Source organism: Lysobacter sp. CFH 32150, assembly GCF_022758295.1.
Lineage (GTDB): Bacteria > Pseudomonadota > Gammaproteobacteria > Xanthomonadales > Xanthomonadaceae > CFH-32150.
The window spans coordinates 175,004-191,059 of sequence record NZ_JALDWJ010000008.1; the positions used below are offsets into that span (position 1 = coordinate 175,004).

Genomic DNA, 16,056 nt, shown 5'->3' on the forward strand with positions numbered 1-16,056 from the left:
CATCGCGCGTCCTCAGGCCCGGCCCTCCGGGTTGCTCCTCAGTGGCCACCATGCGGCGCCGCGCGCCTTGACCTTGCAATCAGCAAGGCGCTGCGCCGCGCAACACCACCTGGCGGCCACTGAGGAGCAACGCGACCTGCGTGGATAGCGTTAACAGGCCCTGGGGACGGCCCTTCAGCCTGCGCGCAGCACGTCCAGCACCGCCGCGTCAGGCACGCCGGACACGACCCGCGCTGCACCCGCGCCGTCCCACAGCACGAAGCGCAGGCCGCTGGCGGCGGCCTTCTTGTCCAGGCGCATGCGTGCGAGCAGGGCGTCGGCGTCGAGGCCGGTCGGCAATGCGGTCGGCAGGCCGAAGCGGGCGAGCAGGGCTCGCAGGCGATCGGCATCGTCCGCGGTCGCCAGGCCCAGCGCCGTCGACAGGCGCGCGGCCAGCACCATGCCGATCGCGACTGCTTCACCGTGGTTGAGGCCGCCGTACCCCTGTTCGGTCTCGATTGCGTGGCCGAAAGTGTGGCCGAAGTTCAACAGCGCGCGTTCGCCGTGCTCGAACGGATCGCGCTCGACGATCGCAGCCTTGTGCGCGCAGCTGCGTGCGATGGCTTCAGCCAGCGCCGCGTCGTCCTTCGCAAGCAACGCATCGACATGGACGTCGAGCCAGTCAAGGAAATCCACGTCTCGGATCGCGCCGTACTTCACCACTTCGGCGAGGCCGGCACGCAGTTCACGTTCCGGCAATGTGCGCAGCGTCGACGTATCGGCGAAGACGGCGCGTGGTGGGTGGAACGCGCCGACGAGATTCTTCCCTTGCGCCAGGTCGACCGCAGTCTTGCCGCCAACCGAGGAATCGACCATCGCCAGCAGCGTGGTCGGCAACTGCACGACGTCGATGCCGCGCATCCAGCACGCCGCGGCGAAACCGGCGAGGTCGCCGATCACGCCGCCGCCGAGGGCGAACACGCAGGCGTCGCGGGTGGCGCCGAAGTCGGCGAGTTCGCGCATCAGCTCGGCGAAGCTGTCCAGCGTCTTCGACGCTTCGCCGGCGGCGAGGCAGGTCACCATCACCTGCGCCTGCGTCGATTGCTCCTGCAGGGCTACAGCGACGCGTTGCGCGTACAGCGGTGCGACGTGGGTGTCGCTGACCACCAATACATGCCGGCCACGCACATGCGCTGCAAGCATTGCGCCGTCGTCGAGCAGGCCGGGACCGATCGCGATGCGATACGGCTGCGCGCCGCCGACTTCAACCGTGCGGATTGCGGCGTTCATGCAGCTGCTCCACGTTGCCAGCGTTCGTCGAGCAGGCTCGCCAGTCGCGCTGCCGCATCGACGGGGTCCATGTCGATGGTGTCGAAGCACAGGTCGGCGACTTCGGCGTACAGCGGCTCGCGCGCTGCCGCCATCTGGCGCAACACGTCCTCGCGATCGTCGCGTTGCAACAGCGGGCGGGTGTGGTCGCGTTCAAGTCGACGTAACTGGCCGGCGACATCGACATGCAGGTACACGACGTAGCCGCGCGTGCGGAGCAGCCGGCGGTTGTCGGCGTCGAGGACCGCGCCACCGCCGGTGGCGACCAGTTGGCCGTGGCCCGCCAGCAATTCGGCCAGCGTCGCGCGTTCGCGGGCACGGAAGCCGGCTTCGCCTTCGCACTCGAAGATCGTCGCGACGGTCGTGCCGGTGTGCGCTTCGATCTCACGATCCGCGTCGGCGAAAGCCAAACCGAAGCGCTCGGCCAGGCGCTTGCCGATCGAGGTCTTGCCGGCGCCCATCGGACCGACCAGGACGAGGTTGGGAGCGGGATTCATACGGTGATTGTAGCCGCGGCCTTAACGAATGCCGGCCTAGTCTGCTGTTTCCCGGCGGCATCCGCGGCCGGCGCCCAAGGAGAGACTCCGATGTCGGTAGCGAAGATCATCGAAATCAATGCCGCGTCCAAGACCAGCATGGAGGATGCGGTCAAGGCCGGCCTGAAGAAATGCGCGGAATCGGTCAAGGAGATCCAGGGCGCGTGGGTCAACGAGATCAAGGTAGTGACCGATGCCAAGGGCAAGGTCACCGAATGGCGGGTCAACCTGAAGATCACGTTCCTGGTGCAGTAAGGCGCAGGTGGCGCCAGACGGCAGGGTTCCCCTGCCGTTCGCATTTCAGAAGCCGATCGGAACGCGATCCGCATCCAGCAGGATCGTGCGGTCCGCAATCACGGGCAACGTACGCAGCGCCTGCCGGCTGACGCGCTCGAAGAACTGCACGAAGCGTTTGACCTGCGCTTGCGTCATCGCCGTGCAATCGGGATTCGCCGCCTGCAGCGTCTGTTCCTGCTGCCAGCGCCATGCGGGCACGATCTCGAAGCCCGGCCCCTGCAGGAACAGGACGCGGTCGAGCCGTTGCCACAACAGCGAATAGTCCCTTCCGAGTGCGGCATTGCAATAACGACGCCAGGTGCCATCGGCATCTTCGTCGCGCTCCAGCGCATTGAGCGGTGCGACCAGCTCGGATGGCTGCTGCGCCGGCACTTTCAGGAACCAGCCTTCGAAGATCGCCAGGTCGACATCGTGCATCGTCGGCCAGCGCGACGGCGGCAGGCGGCGATCGGCGACCTTGTCGAAGCACGGCAAGCGTGTCGTGCGACCTTCGCGCAGGGCATCGAGCACCTCGCAGGCCAGCGCGACCTCGTGCGTCCCCGGCGGGCCGCGCGTGGCGAGCAGCGGGTGCACGTCGCGGCCCAGCTGCAGCCGCTCGGGGCGGTCGAGGTAGACATCGTCGATCGAGAGCACCGCCACCCGCAGGCCGCGGGTGAGCGCCAACGCAGCGACCTGCGCCGACAGCGTCGACTTGCCCGTGCCCTGCAGCCCGGCGATGCCGAGCACGCGGCAATCGCGGGCGAGCGCATCATCGAGCACGGCCGCGACGAAGCTTGGGGGATAGCCCGGATTCGCCTGCGGATGCGGGGTGGCGGTCATCGGGCGACAATACCCGAATGCATACCACCGACCTGCCGGGCGAAGCCCTCGCCACCTTCGCGCAATTGTTCGACGAGGCGCTCGCCGCTGGCGAACCGGACCGTACCGCGATGACCATCGCCACGGCCACGCCCGACGCCCGTCCGTCGGCACGCACGGTGCTGCTGAAAGCCTTCGACGCGCGCGGCTTCGTGTTCTACACGCACCTGGACGGCCGCAAGGGCCGCGAGCTGCAGGCCAATCCGCAGGCCGCGCTGCTGTTCCACTGGCCGCGTGTGCGCCAAGGCGTACAAGTGCGAATCGAAGGTGCCGTCGAGATCGTCGGCGATGCTGAAGCCGATGCCTACTTCGCTTCGCGTCCGCGCGTCAGCCAGCTCGGCGCCTGGGCGTCGCTGCAGTCGGAAACACTGGAGTCGCGCGAGACGTTCGAACGCCGCCTCGAGCAATTCACGCAGGAATTCGACGGCAGGGACGTACCGCGTCCGCCGCGCTGGAGTGGCTTCCGCGTCGTCGCCGACATGATCGAGTTCTGGTACGGCGCGGAATACCGGCTGCATGAGCGCTGGTTGTACGAGCGCGATGCGGACGATGCGTGGTCGAAGCGGATGCTGTATCCATGAGCAGGCATTCTTCCTGTGGAAGCGGGGTGTCGGCATGACAGGCCCACGCCGCATCGTCTGCCTCACCGAAGAACCCACCGAGACGCTTTACGCGCTCGGCGAGCAAGACCGCATCGTCGGCATCAGCGGCTTCACCGTACGACCGGCGACCGCGCGCAAGGAGAAACCCAAGGTCAGCGCGTTCACCAGCGCCAAGATCGGCGAAATTCTGAAGCTCGAGCCGGACTTCGTCATCGGCTTCTCCGACATCCAGGCGGAGATTGCCAGCGAGTTGATCAAGCGCGGTGTTGAGGTCTGGATCAGCAACCATCGCAGCGTCGCCGGCATCCTCGATTACATCCGCCGCCTCGGCGCGCTGGTGGGCGCCAGCGACAAAGCCAACGCCTATGCGGACGAGTTGCAGCGTGGCCTCGAGGCGATCGCCGCCGAAGTGGCGCAACTGCCGCGGCGGCCGAAAGTGTATTTCGAAGAATGGGACGAACCGTTGATCAGCGGCATCCAATGGGTGGCCGAACTCATCCGGATCGCCGGAGGCGATGACATCTTCCCGGAACGTGCCGCCGAATCGCTGGCGAAGCAGCGCATCCTCGAAGATCCCGGCGAAGTGATCCGTCGTGCACCGGACATCATCCTGGGCTCATGGTGCGGTAAGAAATTCCAGTCGGGAAAAGTCGCGGGGCGTCCTGGGTGGGATGCGATCCCGGCGGTGCGTGACGGCGAGCTGCACGAGATCAAGTCGCCAATCATCCTGCAACCTGGTCCCGCAGCGCTGACGGAGGGCGTGCGCGAGATCGCAGCGATCATCCAGCGATGGTCGCGCGCACATGCAGGGATCAGCGCGGGAAAAACTCGCGACTGAACTGCATCGTCGAACTCGCACCGCCTTCGCGGACGATGGTGAGGTCGAAACGCAGCGTGTCTGGCAGCGACACGGCCACGGTGCCGACGTAGTCGAGCAGGTCGCCGCTGCGCAACTCGCGCATCGGGATGTCGTGTTTGCCGCCGCGCAGATCGGTCGCGGTTGCCATGATCTGCGCCGGTAGTGCGGATTCGTTGGCTTCCGGACCCTGGCGTACCGCGACCAGCAGCAACACGGTCCCTTCGTCGCGAACGATGCCGTATCCGCGGGCGACGGCTTCATTCAGCGTTGATGTCTGCACCACGCTGGCGCGGATGGTGACATCGCCGATGCGGCTGACGGTCTCGTTTGCAGTCGCTGCGGGGGGCGCAGCGGCTGGTGGCGTCTGTGCGCCACTGCAGGCGGCGACGGCAAGCATGGGTGCGAGCAGGAGACGGCGCATGGGAATTTCCATCAGTCGTTGGCGGCGGAAAGTTGCTTGCCGCGCTCGGTTGCGGCGTGGATCGCGCGCGCGACCAGTTCACGGAAACCGCCGGCTTCGAAGGTTTCGATCGCGGCCTGGGTAGTGCCGCCGGGTGAAGTGACGCGCCGGCGCAATTCGACTGGCTGTTCGTCGCCTTCGGTGAGCATGCGTGCAGCGCCGAGGACGGTCTGCAAGGCCAGCGTGCGCGCAGCGGCGGCGGGCAGCCCTTCGGCCTCGCCGGCGGCCTGCATCGCTTCGGCCAGCAGGAATACGTAAGCCGGGCCGCTACCGGATAGCGCGGTCACCGCGTCCATCTGTGCTTCGTCGGCAATCCACACGGTCTTGCCGGCGGACGACAGCAGCGCTTCGGCACGTTCGCGACCGGCGGAATCGACACGCGTGTTGGCGAACAGCCCAGTCACGCCGGCGCCGAGCAGGGCGGGCGTGTTTGGCATCGTCCGCACCACGGGGACGTTGCCGCCGAGCCAACGATCGAGTTGCGCCGAAGTGATGCCGGCGGCGATCGACACGACTAGTGGTAGGTTCGACTGTGCGGATCCAGCCAGCGTCTCGCATACCGCGTGCAGGACCTGCGGCTTCACCGCCAGGACCCACGCACTGGCGCCGGCGACGGCCTCGGTGCTCTCAGCGAAAGTGTGGATGCTGAAGTCGCGCTCCAATGCCGCGCGCAATTCTGCAACCGGTTCGGCGACGCGGATGTTCTCCGCGGGACAACCGGCCGCGATCAATCCGCCGATCAGGCTGCGCGCCATGTTGCCGCCACCGATGAAGGCAATGGTGTCCGTCTTGCTCATGTGGTCTCCGGTTTGCGTGGCCTTGCGCCGAACAGCGCCGTGCCGACCCGCACCATCGTCGCACCTTCGGCAATGGCGAGTTCGTAGTCGTCGCTCATGCCCATCGACAAAGTGTCGGCTTGCGGGTGCTGCGCAGCGAGGGTGTCGAAGAGTGTCTTCATCCGGTGGAAGGCGTCACGGCGTCGTTCGGGATCCGGCAGCGGCGCGGGAATCGCCATCAGCCCCCGCAGCACCAGTCGCGGTTCGGCAGCGATCGCAGCGGCCAGTGCCGGCACATCCTCGGGCTGGCAGCCGTGCTTGCTGGCTTCGTCGTCGATGTTGACCTGGATGAGCACATTCAGCGGGGGCGAACCGGCCGGACGGTACCGGGCCAGGGCGGTGACCAGCTTGCCCCGGTCGACGGTCTGTACCCAGTCGAACAGGGTGGCGGCTTCGCGGGCCTTGTTCGATTGCAGGTGGCCGATCAGATGCCATTCCAGGCCCGGCTGTGCCAGCAGCGCTTGCTTGCCTGCAGCTTCCTGGACGTAGTTTTCGCCGAACGCACGCTGCCCGAGTGCGGCCAATTCCGCGATGGCCGCAGCGGGCTGGGTTTTGCTGACCGCAAGCAGCCGCGGACGTGGCCGCCCGACGCGCTTTGCCACGTTATCAAGTCGTTGAAGGACCTCATGCATGGCGTGTGTGAGCACGTCGTCGCATCTGTCTGACATTGCGGTTGACACCCGGAGCGGGGCGTCCATACTGCCCGCGGAGTGCCTATCGTTCCAGTTTGAATTCAGTTTGCAGTGCAGGGGAGCACGCGATGGATATCGCCGAACTACTGGCGTTTTCGGTCAAGAACAAGGCCTCGGACTTGCATCTGTCGGCAGGCTTGCCGCCGATGATCCGGGTCGACGGCGACGTCCGGCGGATCAATATCCCGGCACTCGACCACAAACAGGTGCATGCGCTGGTCTACGACATCATGTCGGACAAGCAGCGGCGCGACTACGAGGAATTCCTCGAGGTCGACTTCTCCTTCGAGATTCCGGGCCTGGCCCGCTTCCGCGTCAACGCGTTCAACCAGAACCGTGGCGCCGGCGCGGTGTTCCGTACCGTGCCCTCGGAAGTGTGGACGCTGGAAGACCTCGGCTGCCCGCGCATCTTCAAGGAACTGATCGAGCAGCCGCAGGGCCTGATCCTGGTCACCGGCCCGACCGGTTCCGGCAAGTCCACCACGCTCGCGGCGATGGTCGACCACGTCAACAAGACCGAATACGGCCACATCCTCTCGGTCGAAGATCCGATCGAATTCGTGCACACCTCGCAGAAGTGCCTGATCAACCAGCGCGAAGTGCACCGTGACACCCATGGCTTCAACGAGGCGCTGCGCTCGGCGCTGCGTGAAGACCCCGACTACATCCTGGTCGGCGAAATGCGCGACCTCGAGACGATCCGCCTGGCGCTGACCGCCGCGGAAACGGGCCACCTGGTGTTTGCCACCCTGCACACCAGCTCGGCGGCCAAGACCATCGACCGCATCATCGACGTGTTCCCCGCCGGCGAGAAGCCGATGGTGCGTTCGATGCTGTCGGAATCGTTGCGCGCGGTGATCTCGCAGGCCTTGTTGAAGAAGGTCGGCGGCGGTCGTACGGCAGCGTGGGAAATCATGGTCGGCATCCCGGCGATCCGTAACCTGATCCGCGAGGACAAGGTCGCGCAGATGTATTCGGCCATCCAGACCGGCCAGAACGCCGGCATGATGACCCTCGACCAGCACCTGCAGGACCTGGTGAAGCGCGGCATGGTCACGCGCCAGCACGCCAGGGACTACGCCAAGGACAAGCGTTTGTTCGAATGATCCACTTCCAGTCATCCCGACACCACTGCGTTCGGCATGACAATGTCATGAATTCCGGTTCACGCATTCCCGGAGCAACGCCATGAGCAGCATCGACTTCACCTCCTTCCTCAAGCTGATGGCGCATCAGAAGGCGTCGGACTTGTTCATCACCGCCGGCATGCCGCCGTCGATGAAGGTCCACGGCAAGATCTCGCCGATCACGCAGAACCCGCTCACGCCGCAACAGAGCCGCGACCTCGTCCTCAACGTGATGACGCCGCAGCAGCGCGAAGAGTTCGAAAAGACCCACGAGTGCAACTTCGCCATTGGCGTGTCCGGCGTCGGCCGCTTCCGCGTGTCGTGCTTCTACCAGCGCAACCAGGTCGGCATGGTGCTGCGCCGGATCGAGACCAAGATCCCGACGGTCGAAGAGCTGAACCTGCCGCCGATCATCAAGACGCTGGCGATGACCAAGCGCGGGATCATCATTTTCGTCGGCGCGACCGGTACCGGTAAGTCGACCTCGCTGGCGGCGATGATCGGCTACCGCAACCAGAATTCGACCGGCCACATCATCACCATCGAAGACCCGATCGAATTCGTGCACAAGCACGAAGGCTGCATCATCACCCAGCGTGAAGTCGGCATCGATACCGACAACTGGGAAAACGCGCTGAAGAACACCCTGCGCCAGGCGCCGGACGTGATCATGATCGGCGAAGTGCGTACCCGCGAAGGCATGGACCACGCCATCGCCTTCGCCGAAACCGGCCACCTGGTGCTGTGCACCCTGCACGCCAACAACGCCAACCAGGCGATGGACCGCGTCATCAACTTCTTCCCGGAAGACCGTCGTGGCCAGCTGCTGATGGACTTGTCGCTGAACCTCAAGGGCGTGGTCGCGCAGCAGCTGATCCCGACCCCGGACGGCAAGAGCCGTCGCGTCGCCATGGAAATCCTGCTCGGCACCCCGCTGATCCAGGACTACATCCGCGACGGCGAGATCCACAAGATCAAGGAAGTGATGAAGGAATCCACCAACCTCGGCATGAAGACTTTCGACCAGAGCCTGTTCGAGCTGTACCAGGCGGGTGAAATCTCCTACGAGGACGCGCTGCGCTACGCCGACTCCGCCAATGAAGTGCGCCTGCGCATCAAGCTGGCGCAGGGCGGCGACGCTCGCACGCTGGCGCAGGGGCTGGACGGGGTCGAGGTCGCGGAAGCGCGCTGACTTTCCAGCTCTAGCTGTTCGCGAAGGGGCGTTCGACGCCCCTTCGTCATTTCTGCACGACGTCCCGGGCGGTGGGCCTGTTAACGCTCTCCGAACAGGCCGCGTTGCTCTTCCGTGGCCGCCAGAGCCTGCCCCTGCGAAAGCAGGGTGGTGTTGCGCGACGCAGCGTCTTGCTGCCTGCAAGGTCATGGCGCGCGGCGCCGCATGGTGGCCACTGAGGAGCAACCCGAAGGGCCGGGCCTGAGGACGCGCGATGCCGCGTCATCGTTCGGTTGCGTATCGACATACGCGCCCTCGTTCTTCCTTGCCTCGCACGCCCTCAGGCCGGCGCGACCTGTTCGGAGAGCGTTAACAGGCCCTAGAATGGCGCCATGCAGGACTCCGCCACTCCGCTCGCCAGCCGGCTGCTGATCGCGCTGCCGGCATTGGTCGACCCGCACTTCGCCCGCAGCGTGGCGTTGATCTGCCAGCACGATGACGAAGGTGCCATGGGCGTCGTGGTCAATCGCGCCTCCGAGTACACCCTGGGCGACGTACTGCAGCAGATGGGGATCGCCAGCGACGACGAGAAACTGCGTTCTCAAATCGTGCTCGCCGGTGGCCCGGTGCATCCGGAGCGCGGCTTCGTCCTGCATGACGGCGACCGCGGCTGGGATTCCACGCTCGCGGTCGCCGACAACCTGTACCTGACCACGTCGCGCGACATCCTCGAAGCGATGGCCCGCGGCGAGGGGCCGTTGCACGCGGTCATCGCGCTCGGTTGTGCCGGTTGGGGCGCAGGGCAGCTCGAACAGGAACTGACCGAAGACAGCTGGCTGACCGTGCCGGCCGATGCGGACCTGCTGTTCACGCTGCCCTTGGACGCGCGCTGGCAGGCAGCGGCCGGCAAGATCGGCGTCGACCTGGTGAACATGACCGACTACAGCGGCCACGCATGAATCCTGCTCCGACCAAGCATGCCCTGATCAAGCGCGATGGCACCGTGCTCGGCTTCGATGTCGGCGCGCGTCGCATCGGCGTCGCGGTCGGCAGTGCCTTCGGTCATGGCGCGCGCGCACTGGCAGTGATCGACGTCCACGCGCAGGGTCCCGATTGGACCGCGATCGACCGCCTGCGTGCCGAATGGCGCCCGGACGGGTTGGTGGTCGGAGATCCCATGACCCTCGACGGCGGCGACCAACCGGCCCGCAAGACCGCGCATGCCTTCGCACGCGAACTGCACTCGCGTTACAAACTTCCCGTCGTGCTGGTCGACGAACGCGCCAGCTCGATCGAAGCGGCACAGCGTTTCGCCAGCGATCGGGCCGAAGGCCGCAAGAAGCGCCGCGACGCCGCCGCGCTGGACGCGGTCGCCGCGGCGGTGATCGTCGAGCGCTGGCTCGCCGCGCCACAGGACGCCATGGACATCGATGCCATCAACAGCAGGGAGCAACCCAACGCATGAGCGACGCGCAACTCGACGGCGAAGGTCGCCTGCGTCACTTCCTCACCCTCGAAGGCCTGCCGCGCGACATGTTGGTGCGGCTGCTGGAGCGTGCGGAGCAATTGCGCAAGCCGGCGCTGGGTGGCGCCGTACTGCGCGACACGCTCGCAGGCCAGACCGTGTGCACGCTGTTCTTCGAACCGTCCACGCGCACGCGTTCGAGTTTCCAGTTGGCGGCGCAGCGGCTCGGTGCCGACATCCTCAACTTCGATGCTTCAACCTCGTCCACCACCAAGGGCGAGACCGCGACCGACACATTGAAGAACCTCGAAGCGATGGGCGTGCAGGGCTTTGTCGTCCGCCACAAGGAAGATGGTGCCGTCGCCGCACTCGCCGCCGCGGCCAAGCCCGACACCGCATTGATCAACGCCGGCGATGGTCGCAGCGCGCACCCGACTCAGGGCCTGCTCGACATGCTCACGCTGCGCCAGGCCAAGGGCGACGACTTCTCGAAGTTGAAGGTGCTGATCGTCGGCGACGTCAGGCATTCGCGCGTCGCCCGTTCCGACCTGCATGCGTTGCGTACGCTCGGCACCGGCGAAATCCGCGTCTGCGGCCCGCAATCGCTGTTGCCCGATGACGCTACCCTTGCAGGCTGCACGGTCACGCAGGATTTCGATGCCGCACTGGCCGGCGTCGATGCCGTGATGATGCTGCGCCTGCAGCGCGAGCGCATGGAAGAAGGCCTCATCACTTCGCTGGCCGACTACCACCGCGATTACGGCCTCGGCACCGAACGCCTGCGCCGCGCCGCACCCGATGCGGTGGTGCTGCACCCGGGCCCGATGAACCGTGGCGTCGAAATCGATGATGCCGTCGCCGATGGCCCGCAGTCGCTGATCCTGCAACAGGTCGGCAATGGCGTCGCGGTGCGCATGGCGGTACTGGAAGCATTGCTGCGCCGCTGATGCTGCGCCCGGCGCGCAGGCCCCGATGGCACTGTCAGCGTCGCCGCTGGGCGAACAGCCACTCCCACAATTCCGGCGTCGCATAAGCCGGGTCCCAGGCATTGTGGTTGGCGTCCGGGAACTCCGTGTAGCGGGCGGGCGCGTCCGCGGCCTGCAGTGCTGCGTACATGCGCCGGGATTGCAGAGGGTCGACCACGTCGTCCCGAGCGCCGTGGAATAACCACACGGGGACCTTCGCGAGGCGTCGCGCAACGGTATCGAAAGGATCGGTGTCGCTTTCCACCGCGATCACGTGCAAGTCGGAGGCGGGGCGTGGTGCAGTGATGCCGCCACACACCGGGACCAGCGCCGCGAATCGCGTGGGCTGCATCAATGCCAGCTCCCAGGCGCCATAGCCGCCGCGTGACATCCCGGTCAGGTAGGTGCGACCCGGGTCGCCATTGAATTCGCGGCTCGCGGCGTCGAGCGTTGCCAATGCCATGCGCGCCGTGGCGGCGTCCCACGATGCATTCTCCGGAGACTGCGGAAACACGACGATCGCCGGGAACGTGGCCATCCGCTTCTTCAGATAGGGACCCAGTCCCACGGCAGTCTGTTTCCTGTTGTCGTCGCCGCGTTCACCCGAACCGTGCAGGAACAGGATCACGGGTGGTCGTCGTCCCGCGGCTGCCTGCGAGGGGACGAAGACCTGGTAGCGATGGATGGCGCCGTCCATCGAGATTTCACGGTCGACGAACTCGCCGATGGTTCCGCGCATCGGCGTGTGTTGGCAGGACAGCATCATGAGGCAGGCGACGGCCAGCAGGAATTTCGCGAATGGATGACAGAAGCGTGCGTTCGGCATCGAAGGTATCCGGATGCTGTCCACCGTGCTCACTGCAACAAGATGAGCGTCGCCAACCCGAGGAAGACGAGGAACCCCATCGTGTCGGTGACCGTCGTCAGGATCACGCCGCCGGCGAGGGCGGGATCGAAGCCCATCCGCTTGAGCGTCAGCGGCACCAGCACGCCGGCGCTCGCGGCAAACAGCAGGTTGATGGTCAGTGCGGAGCCGATCACCAGCGACAGTACGCCATCGCCGAACCACAGCCAGACCACGAGACCCAGCACGAGGCCCAGGCTGAGTCCGTTCATCAGCGCCACGCGCATTTCCTTCCACAGCAGCGTGCGCACGTTGGACGCGCCGACCTGGCCGAGCGCGAGGCCGCGCACCATCAGCGCCAGCACCTGGGTGCCGGCGTTGCCGCCCATGCCGGCGACGATCGGCATCAGCACGGCCAGTGCCGCGAGTTTCTCGATCGAGGCTTCGAAGCGGCCGACCACGCTTGCTGCGAGGAATGCGGTACCAAGGTTGATCGACAGCCACAGCAGCCGGCGGCGGAACGCGCGCGGTACCGGGCTGAACATGTCGTCGTCTTCGTCGAGGCCCGCGGCGGACAGCGCCTGGTGTTCGGCCTGCTCGCGGATGATGTCGACGACGTCATCGATGGTGATGCGACCGAGCAGGATGTTGTTGTCGTCGACGACCGGCGCCGAAATCCAGTCATGGTCGGAGAACTGGCGCGCGACGTCGTTCGCCGATTCGTCGACACCAATCGCCGGTTGTTCGTCGTCGATCAGCTGGTTGATCGGTGTATTCGCTTCATGCGTCAGCAATGACTGCAGCGCGATGCGGCCGAGGTACTGGTGGCGACGGCTGACGACGTAGAGGTGGTCGGTGTGGTCGGGCAGCTCGCCGCGCAGGCGCAGGTAACGCAGCACGACGTCGACGGTCGTGTCGGCGCGCACCGTCACCACGTCCGGGTTCATCAGGCGGCCGGCGGTGTCCTCGTCGTAGGACAGCACCTGCTCGAGGCGCTCGCGGTTCTCGCGATCCATCGACTTGAGCACTTCGTCGATGACGGTGTCGGGCAGGTCTTCGACCAGGTCGGCGAGGTCGTCGATGTCGAGGTCTTCGACCGCGGCGACGATTTCGTCCGGGTCCATTTCCGCGAGTAGGCTTTCGCGCACTTCGTCGCCGACATGCACCAGTACTTCGCCGTCGTCCTCGGCATCGACCAGGCCCCAGACCACGGTGCGCTTGCCCGGTGGCAGCGATTCGAGCAGGTTGCCGATCTCGGCGGGCGAGAGGGTGTTGACCAGCCGACGCACCGGGCCGAGGCGGCCGCTATCGAGCGCGTCTGAGAGCAGACGCAGCTGGCGCGCGGTCTTGTCGTGGCGGACGGCTTCGGCCATGCGGAGTTCCCAGCTTCCTAAGAAGCATGGTCGGGTCGCATCCACGATGGGCGCGACAGGGGTCAGGCGTTCATGCGGGCATTATCGCCTGCGCAGCGCAGGATGCCCAGCCTGCAAACCTCCGTAGGAGCGGCTTATAGCCGCGAGCTCCTTTCGGTATCACGTGTCATTCGCGGAAGGCTCGCGGCTATAAGCCGCTCCTACGGTCTCAGGATTACGGTCTCAGGATGCGTGCATCCACTTCTCGATCGACGCACGATCGCGTGCACGCAACAGCGCGGGCGCGCGCGCGCGCAGGGCGCCGAGGTCACAGCCGCGGATCGCACGGCGCAGTTCCAGCAAGGTGGCGGGATGCAGACTGAATTCGCCGAGGCCCAGTGCGAGCAGCAGTGGGGCGAACGTGGCATCGCCGGCCATTTCGCCGCAGACCGCAACGGGCTTGCGGCGTTTGTTGGCGATGGTGATCACGTTGTGCAGCAGGCGCAGCAGTGCCGGGTGCAGCGGTGTGTACAGATCGCCCAGGGCGTCGTTGTTGCGGTCGGCGGCGAGCAGGTATTGCACCAGGTCGTTGGTGCCGATCGAGAGGAAGTCGACCGCGCCGATGAAGCTCGGCAAGCCGATCGCCGCAGCCGGGACCTCGATCATCGCGCCGAGCGGGATGGTGTCGGCGATCTCGTGGCCCTGCTTGAGCAGGTCGCGGATCACCTTCTTCAGCAGCTTGCGCACCGCGAGCACTTCTTCGCGGCTGCTCACCATCGGCACCAGGATGCGTACCGGGCCATAGCCGGAGGCACGCACGATGGCGCGCAGTTGGGTTTCGAACAGCGCAGCACGCGCCAGCGACAGGCGCACGCCGCGCACGCCGAGCGCCGGGTTGGGCTCGTCGCTCATGACCAGGCCGGTGCGATCGGCCTTGTCGGCGCCGAGATCGAGCGTGCGGATCGTCACCATGCGTCCGGTCATGCCGAGGACGACGTCGCGATACGCGCGGAACTGTTCCTCCTCGTCCGGCAACTCGTTGCGCTGCAGGAACAGGAACTCGGTGCGGTACAGGCCGACGCCCGCCGCGCCGAGCGCGTGCGCTTCCGCCACGTCCGCGCGCGATTCGGCATTCGCGTACAGCTTGATGTCGACGCCGTCGATGGTGCGCGTCGGTTCGCGGCGCAGGCGGTTGAGCTGGCGGCGTTCGCGCACCTGCTCGCGCATGCGCGAGCGATGCGTGCGCAGGTCCTCGGCGCCCGGTTCCAGCACCACCATGCCGCTGGTGCCGTCGACGGCCAGCACGTCGCCGTCGTTGACCTTCTGCAGCACCTGCGCCGCGCCGACCACCAGCGGCAGGTGCAGACTGCGTGCGAGGATCGCGGTATGCGAGAGCGCGCTGCCGCCGGCAGTGACGACCGCCATCACCCCTTGCGCCTGCAATTGCGCCAGCTCCGCCGGCGCGACGTTGTCGGTGACCAGGATTTCGCCGGCAACACCCTGCAGGTCGGCGGCGCGACGGTGCAGGGCGGCGTGGATGCGGCCGATCACCTGGTCGATGTCATCGATGCGACTGCGCAGGTACGCATCGTCCATGCCGGTGAAGACGCTGGCGATGCGATCGCGTTGCAGGCGCAGGGCGTAGTCGGCGCTATAGCGGCCGGTGTGGATCAGCTCGTCGAGGCCGTGCAGCAGCTCGGGGTCGTCGAGCAGCAGCGCATGCAGGTCGAGGAATTCACCGACTTCCTGCGCGAGCGCGCCGTGCAGGCGGTGGCGCAACTGGCGCATTTCGCTGCGGACGATGTCGATCGCAGCATGCAGTCGCTGCACCTCGGCAGGGACCGCGTCGGCCGGGATGCGTTCTTCAGCGACCTCGAGGACATGCGGCAGCCGGACCCGGGCGCGGCCGAGCGCGCTGCCGCGCGAAGCGCCGTGACCGGGCAGTACGAGGCGCATGCGTCAGCTGCCCTCGTCGAACAGGCGCTCGAACAGATCGGCCGCGGCCGCAGCAGCAACTGCCTCGTCGTCGCCGTCGACGCGCAGCATCACCGGCGTGCCCTGGCCGGCGGCGAGCAGCATCACACCCATGATGCTCTTGGCATTCACCTCGCGTCCCTTGGCGCTGAGCGTGGCGTTGCAGCGAAAGCTGGACAGCAGTTGCACCAGCTTGGCGGTGGCGCGCGCGTGCAGGCCGAGTTTGTTGGCGACGAGCAGTTCGCGTTCAAGCATCAGGTCGTCTCAGGCATCGTCATGGATGACACCATTGCGCGCCCCGGCGGCGGCAACGGCGGGCAACTCGTCGAGTTCGAGTTCGGAATAATTCATGACCCGCAGCAGCATCGGCAAGCTGACCGCGGATACGCGCCGCACCGGCGTGCCGATCCGCGCCAGTTTCGATGCGAGGTTGCTCGGCGTGGCGCCGTACAGGTCGGTCAGGACCAGCACGCCCTGGCCAGCGTCGACCCGTCGCAGCGCCGCGCTTGCCAGCGGCAGCAATTCATCCGGGTCGGCGTCGAAGGGCACCTCGAACGCCTCCGTGTGCAGCGGCAATTGCCGCAGCAATCGCGTCGCCACCGCGAGCAACGCGGAGCCGATGCCTTCGTGGGTGATGAGGAGGACGCCGACGGTCATGCAGGCAAGGTAGCAGAGCGAGGTTGCGGCTAGGAAGCGGGGAGGAACCGGCT

Annotated in this window: 19 protein-coding genes; 8 read left to right on the top strand and 11 right to left on the bottom strand. The window is 66.4% G+C overall.

The window, feature by feature from the left end; translation table 11 throughout:
- Nucleotides 1–174 precede the first annotated feature (174 nt).
- Together aroB and MO486_RS12300 are read right to left on the bottom strand one after the other, a co-directional pair.
- On the bottom strand, nucleotides 175–1,269 hold the full coding sequence (gene aroB / locus MO486_RS12295; RefSeq protein ID WP_242908074.1) for a 3-dehydroquinate synthase: 1,095 nt from the start codon (nucleotides 1,267–1,269) through the stop codon (nucleotides 175–177).
- A complete protein-coding gene (locus MO486_RS12300) occupies nucleotides 1,266–1,805 on the bottom strand; it encodes a shikimate kinase (RefSeq protein ID WP_242908076.1) in 540 nt (179 codons plus the stop codon). The genes aroB and MO486_RS12300 overlap by 4 nt, the downstream gene beginning before the upstream one ends.
- 90 nt (nucleotides 1,806–1,895) lie before the next feature.
- Here MO486_RS12300 and MO486_RS12305 point away from each other — a divergent pair, with 90 nt between their 5' ends.
- On the top strand, nucleotides 1,896–2,099 hold the full coding sequence (locus MO486_RS12305) for a dodecin family protein (protein WP_242908078.1): 204 nt from the start codon (nucleotides 1,896–1,898) through the stop codon (nucleotides 2,097–2,099).
- A 45-nt stretch (nucleotides 2,100–2,144) separates the two neighbouring features.
- Here the strand turns inward: MO486_RS12305 and MO486_RS12310 are convergent, their stop codons facing one another.
- A complete protein-coding gene (locus MO486_RS12310; RefSeq protein ID WP_242908080.1) occupies nucleotides 2,145–2,960 on the bottom strand; it encodes a kinase in 816 nt (271 codons plus the stop codon).
- Between the two features lie 17 nt (nucleotides 2,961–2,977).
- Between MO486_RS12310 and pdxH the strand changes: the two genes are divergently transcribed.
- Together pdxH and MO486_RS12320 are read left to right on the top strand one after the other, a co-directional pair.
- On the top strand, nucleotides 2,978–3,580 hold the full coding sequence (pdxH, locus tag MO486_RS12315) for a pyridoxamine 5'-phosphate oxidase (RefSeq protein WP_242908082.1): 603 nt from the start codon (nucleotides 2,978–2,980) through the stop codon (nucleotides 3,578–3,580).
- A gap of 34 nt (nucleotides 3,581–3,614) precedes the next feature.
- On the top strand, nucleotides 3,615–4,439 hold the full coding sequence (locus tag MO486_RS12320; protein WP_242908092.1) for a cobalamin-binding protein: 825 nt from the start codon (nucleotides 3,615–3,617) through the stop codon (nucleotides 4,437–4,439).
- Here the strand turns inward: MO486_RS12320 and MO486_RS12325 are convergent.
- Genes MO486_RS12325 through MO486_RS12335 form a run of 3 tightly spaced genes read right to left on the bottom strand, consistent with a single transcriptional unit; the run spans nucleotide 4,414 to nucleotide 6,388 of the window.
- Complete coding sequence (locus MO486_RS12325; RefSeq protein ID WP_242908094.1) at nucleotides 4,414–4,881, bottom strand: DUF4426 domain-containing protein; 468 nt, start codon at nucleotides 4,879–4,881, stop codon at nucleotides 4,414–4,416. The genes MO486_RS12320 and MO486_RS12325 overlap by 26 nt on opposite strands.
- Nucleotides 4,882–4,892: 11 nt before the next feature.
- Entirely contained in the window at nucleotides 4,893–5,717 is an 825-nt protein-coding gene (gene proC, locus MO486_RS12330; protein ID WP_242908097.1) for a pyrroline-5-carboxylate reductase, read from the bottom strand.
- Nucleotides 5,714–6,388: a YggS family pyridoxal phosphate-dependent enzyme gene (locus MO486_RS12335; RefSeq protein WP_242908100.1), complete on the bottom strand. Its 675-nt coding sequence runs from the start codon at nucleotides 6,386–6,388 to the stop codon at nucleotides 5,714–5,716. The genes proC and MO486_RS12335 overlap by 4 nt, the downstream gene beginning before the upstream one ends.
- A 128-nt stretch (nucleotides 6,389–6,516) precedes the next feature.
- Here MO486_RS12335 and MO486_RS12340 point away from each other — a divergent pair, with 128 nt between their 5' ends.
- The 5 genes from MO486_RS12340 (at nucleotide 6,517) to MO486_RS12360 (ending at nucleotide 11,158) form a co-directional block, all read left to right on the top strand.
- Nucleotides 6,517–7,554: a type IV pilus twitching motility protein PilT gene (locus MO486_RS12340; RefSeq protein WP_242908102.1), complete on the top strand. Its 1,038-nt coding sequence runs from the start codon at nucleotides 6,517–6,519 to the stop codon at nucleotides 7,552–7,554.
- Between the two features lie 82 nt (nucleotides 7,555–7,636).
- A complete protein-coding gene (locus MO486_RS12345; RefSeq protein ID WP_242908104.1) occupies nucleotides 7,637–8,767 on the top strand; it encodes a PilT/PilU family type 4a pilus ATPase in 1,131 nt (376 codons plus the stop codon).
- Between the two features lie 371 nt (nucleotides 8,768–9,138).
- The gene (locus tag MO486_RS12350) at nucleotides 9,139–9,705 is read left to right on the top strand and encodes a YqgE/AlgH family protein (RefSeq protein ID WP_242908106.1); all 567 of its coding nucleotides are present in this window, start codon (nucleotides 9,139–9,141) and stop codon (nucleotides 9,703–9,705) included.
- A complete protein-coding gene (gene ruvX, locus MO486_RS12355; RefSeq protein ID WP_242908109.1) occupies nucleotides 9,702–10,211 on the top strand; it encodes a Holliday junction resolvase RuvX in 510 nt (169 codons plus the stop codon). Before MO486_RS12350 ends, ruvX begins: the two co-directional genes overlap by 4 nt.
- The gene (locus tag MO486_RS12360) at nucleotides 10,208–11,158 is read left to right on the top strand and encodes an aspartate carbamoyltransferase catalytic subunit (RefSeq protein WP_242908111.1); all 951 of its coding nucleotides are present in this window, start codon (nucleotides 10,208–10,210) and stop codon (nucleotides 11,156–11,158) included. Before ruvX ends, MO486_RS12360 begins: the two co-directional genes overlap by 4 nt.
- 34 nt (nucleotides 11,159–11,192) lie before the next feature.
- On the opposite strand, the gene MO486_RS12365 is transcribed toward MO486_RS12360, so the two are convergent.
- From MO486_RS12365 to MO486_RS12385, 5 genes are all read right to left on the bottom strand, one after another.
- Complete coding sequence (locus tag MO486_RS12365; protein ID WP_242908113.1) at nucleotides 11,193–12,002, bottom strand: prolyl oligopeptidase family serine peptidase; 810 nt, start codon at nucleotides 12,000–12,002, stop codon at nucleotides 11,193–11,195.
- Between the two features lie 29 nt (nucleotides 12,003–12,031).
- Nucleotides 12,032–13,393 carry a magnesium transporter gene (mgtE, locus tag MO486_RS12370; protein ID WP_242908115.1) on the bottom strand — a complete coding sequence of 454 codons (1,362 nt, stop codon included), beginning with the start codon at nucleotides 13,391–13,393 and terminating at the stop codon, nucleotides 12,032–12,034.
- 222 nt (nucleotides 13,394–13,615) lie between these two features.
- Nucleotides 13,616–15,328, bottom strand: a complete 1,713-nt coding sequence (gene ptsP, locus MO486_RS12375; RefSeq protein ID WP_242908117.1) for a phosphoenolpyruvate--protein phosphotransferase — start codon at nucleotides 15,326–15,328, stop codon at nucleotides 13,616–13,618.
- Between the two features lie 3 nt (nucleotides 15,329–15,331).
- A complete protein-coding gene (locus tag MO486_RS12380) occupies nucleotides 15,332–15,601 on the bottom strand; it encodes an HPr family phosphocarrier protein (protein WP_242908119.1) in 270 nt (89 codons plus the stop codon).
- Between the two features lie 9 nt (nucleotides 15,602–15,610).
- On the bottom strand, nucleotides 15,611–16,003 hold the full coding sequence (locus tag MO486_RS12385) for a PTS sugar transporter subunit IIA (RefSeq protein WP_242908121.1): 393 nt from the start codon (nucleotides 16,001–16,003) through the stop codon (nucleotides 15,611–15,613).
- Between the last annotated feature and the right edge of the window lie 53 nt (nucleotides 16,004–16,056).

Excerpts from the sequence above, each read along its gene's own strand:
- aroB (WP_242908074.1), bottom strand. The coding sequence starts at position 1,269 with ATGAACGCCGCAATCCGCACGGTTGAAGTCGGCGGCGCGCAGCCGTAT.
- MO486_RS12335 (WP_242908100.1), bottom strand. The coding sequence starts at position 6,388 with ATGCATGAGGTCCTTCAACGACTTGATAACGTGGCAAAGCGCGTCGGG.
- MO486_RS12365 (WP_242908113.1), bottom strand. The coding sequence starts at position 12,002 with ATGCCGAACGCACGCTTCTGTCATCCATTCGCGAAATTCCTGCTGGCC.
- proC (WP_242908097.1), bottom strand. The coding sequence starts at position 5,717 with ATGAGCAAGACGGACACCATTGCCTTCATCGGTGGCGGCAACATGGCG.
- MO486_RS12300 (WP_242908076.1), bottom strand. The coding sequence starts at position 1,805 with ATGAATCCCGCTCCCAACCTCGTCCTGGTCGGTCCGATGGGCGCCGGC.
- ptsP (WP_242908117.1), bottom strand. The coding sequence starts at position 15,328 with ATGCGCCTCGTACTGCCCGGTCACGGCGCTTCGCGCGGCAGCGCGCTC.
- ruvX (WP_242908109.1), top strand. The coding sequence starts at position 9,702 with ATGAATCCTGCTCCGACCAAGCATGCCCTGATCAAGCGCGATGGCACC.
- MO486_RS12305 (WP_242908078.1), top strand. The coding sequence starts at position 1,896 with ATGTCGGTAGCGAAGATCATCGAAATCAATGCCGCGTCCAAGACCAGC.
- MO486_RS12360 (WP_242908111.1), top strand. The coding sequence starts at position 10,208 with ATGAGCGACGCGCAACTCGACGGCGAAGGTCGCCTGCGTCACTTCCTC.
- MO486_RS12310 (WP_242908080.1), bottom strand. The coding sequence starts at position 2,960 with ATGACCGCCACCCCGCATCCGCAGGCGAATCCGGGCTATCCCCCAAGC.
- MO486_RS12320 (WP_242908092.1), top strand. The coding sequence starts at position 3,615 with ATGACAGGCCCACGCCGCATCGTCTGCCTCACCGAAGAACCCACCGAG.
- mgtE (WP_242908115.1), bottom strand. The coding sequence starts at position 13,393 with ATGGCCGAAGCCGTCCGCCACGACAAGACCGCGCGCCAGCTGCGTCTG.
- MO486_RS12350 (WP_242908106.1), top strand. The coding sequence starts at position 9,139 with ATGCAGGACTCCGCCACTCCGCTCGCCAGCCGGCTGCTGATCGCGCTG.
- MO486_RS12325 (WP_242908094.1), bottom strand. The coding sequence starts at position 4,881 with ATGCGCCGTCTCCTGCTCGCACCCATGCTTGCCGTCGCCGCCTGCAGT.
- MO486_RS12345 (WP_242908104.1), top strand. The coding sequence starts at position 7,637 with ATGAGCAGCATCGACTTCACCTCCTTCCTCAAGCTGATGGCGCATCAG.
- MO486_RS12380 (WP_242908119.1), bottom strand. The coding sequence starts at position 15,601 with ATGCTTGAACGCGAACTGCTCGTCGCCAACAAACTCGGCCTGCACGCG.
- pdxH (WP_242908082.1), top strand. The coding sequence starts at position 2,978 with ATGCATACCACCGACCTGCCGGGCGAAGCCCTCGCCACCTTCGCGCAA.
- MO486_RS12340 (WP_242908102.1), top strand. The coding sequence starts at position 6,517 with ATGGATATCGCCGAACTACTGGCGTTTTCGGTCAAGAACAAGGCCTCG.
- MO486_RS12385 (WP_242908121.1), bottom strand. The coding sequence starts at position 16,003 with ATGACCGTCGGCGTCCTCCTCATCACCCACGAAGGCATCGGCTCCGCG.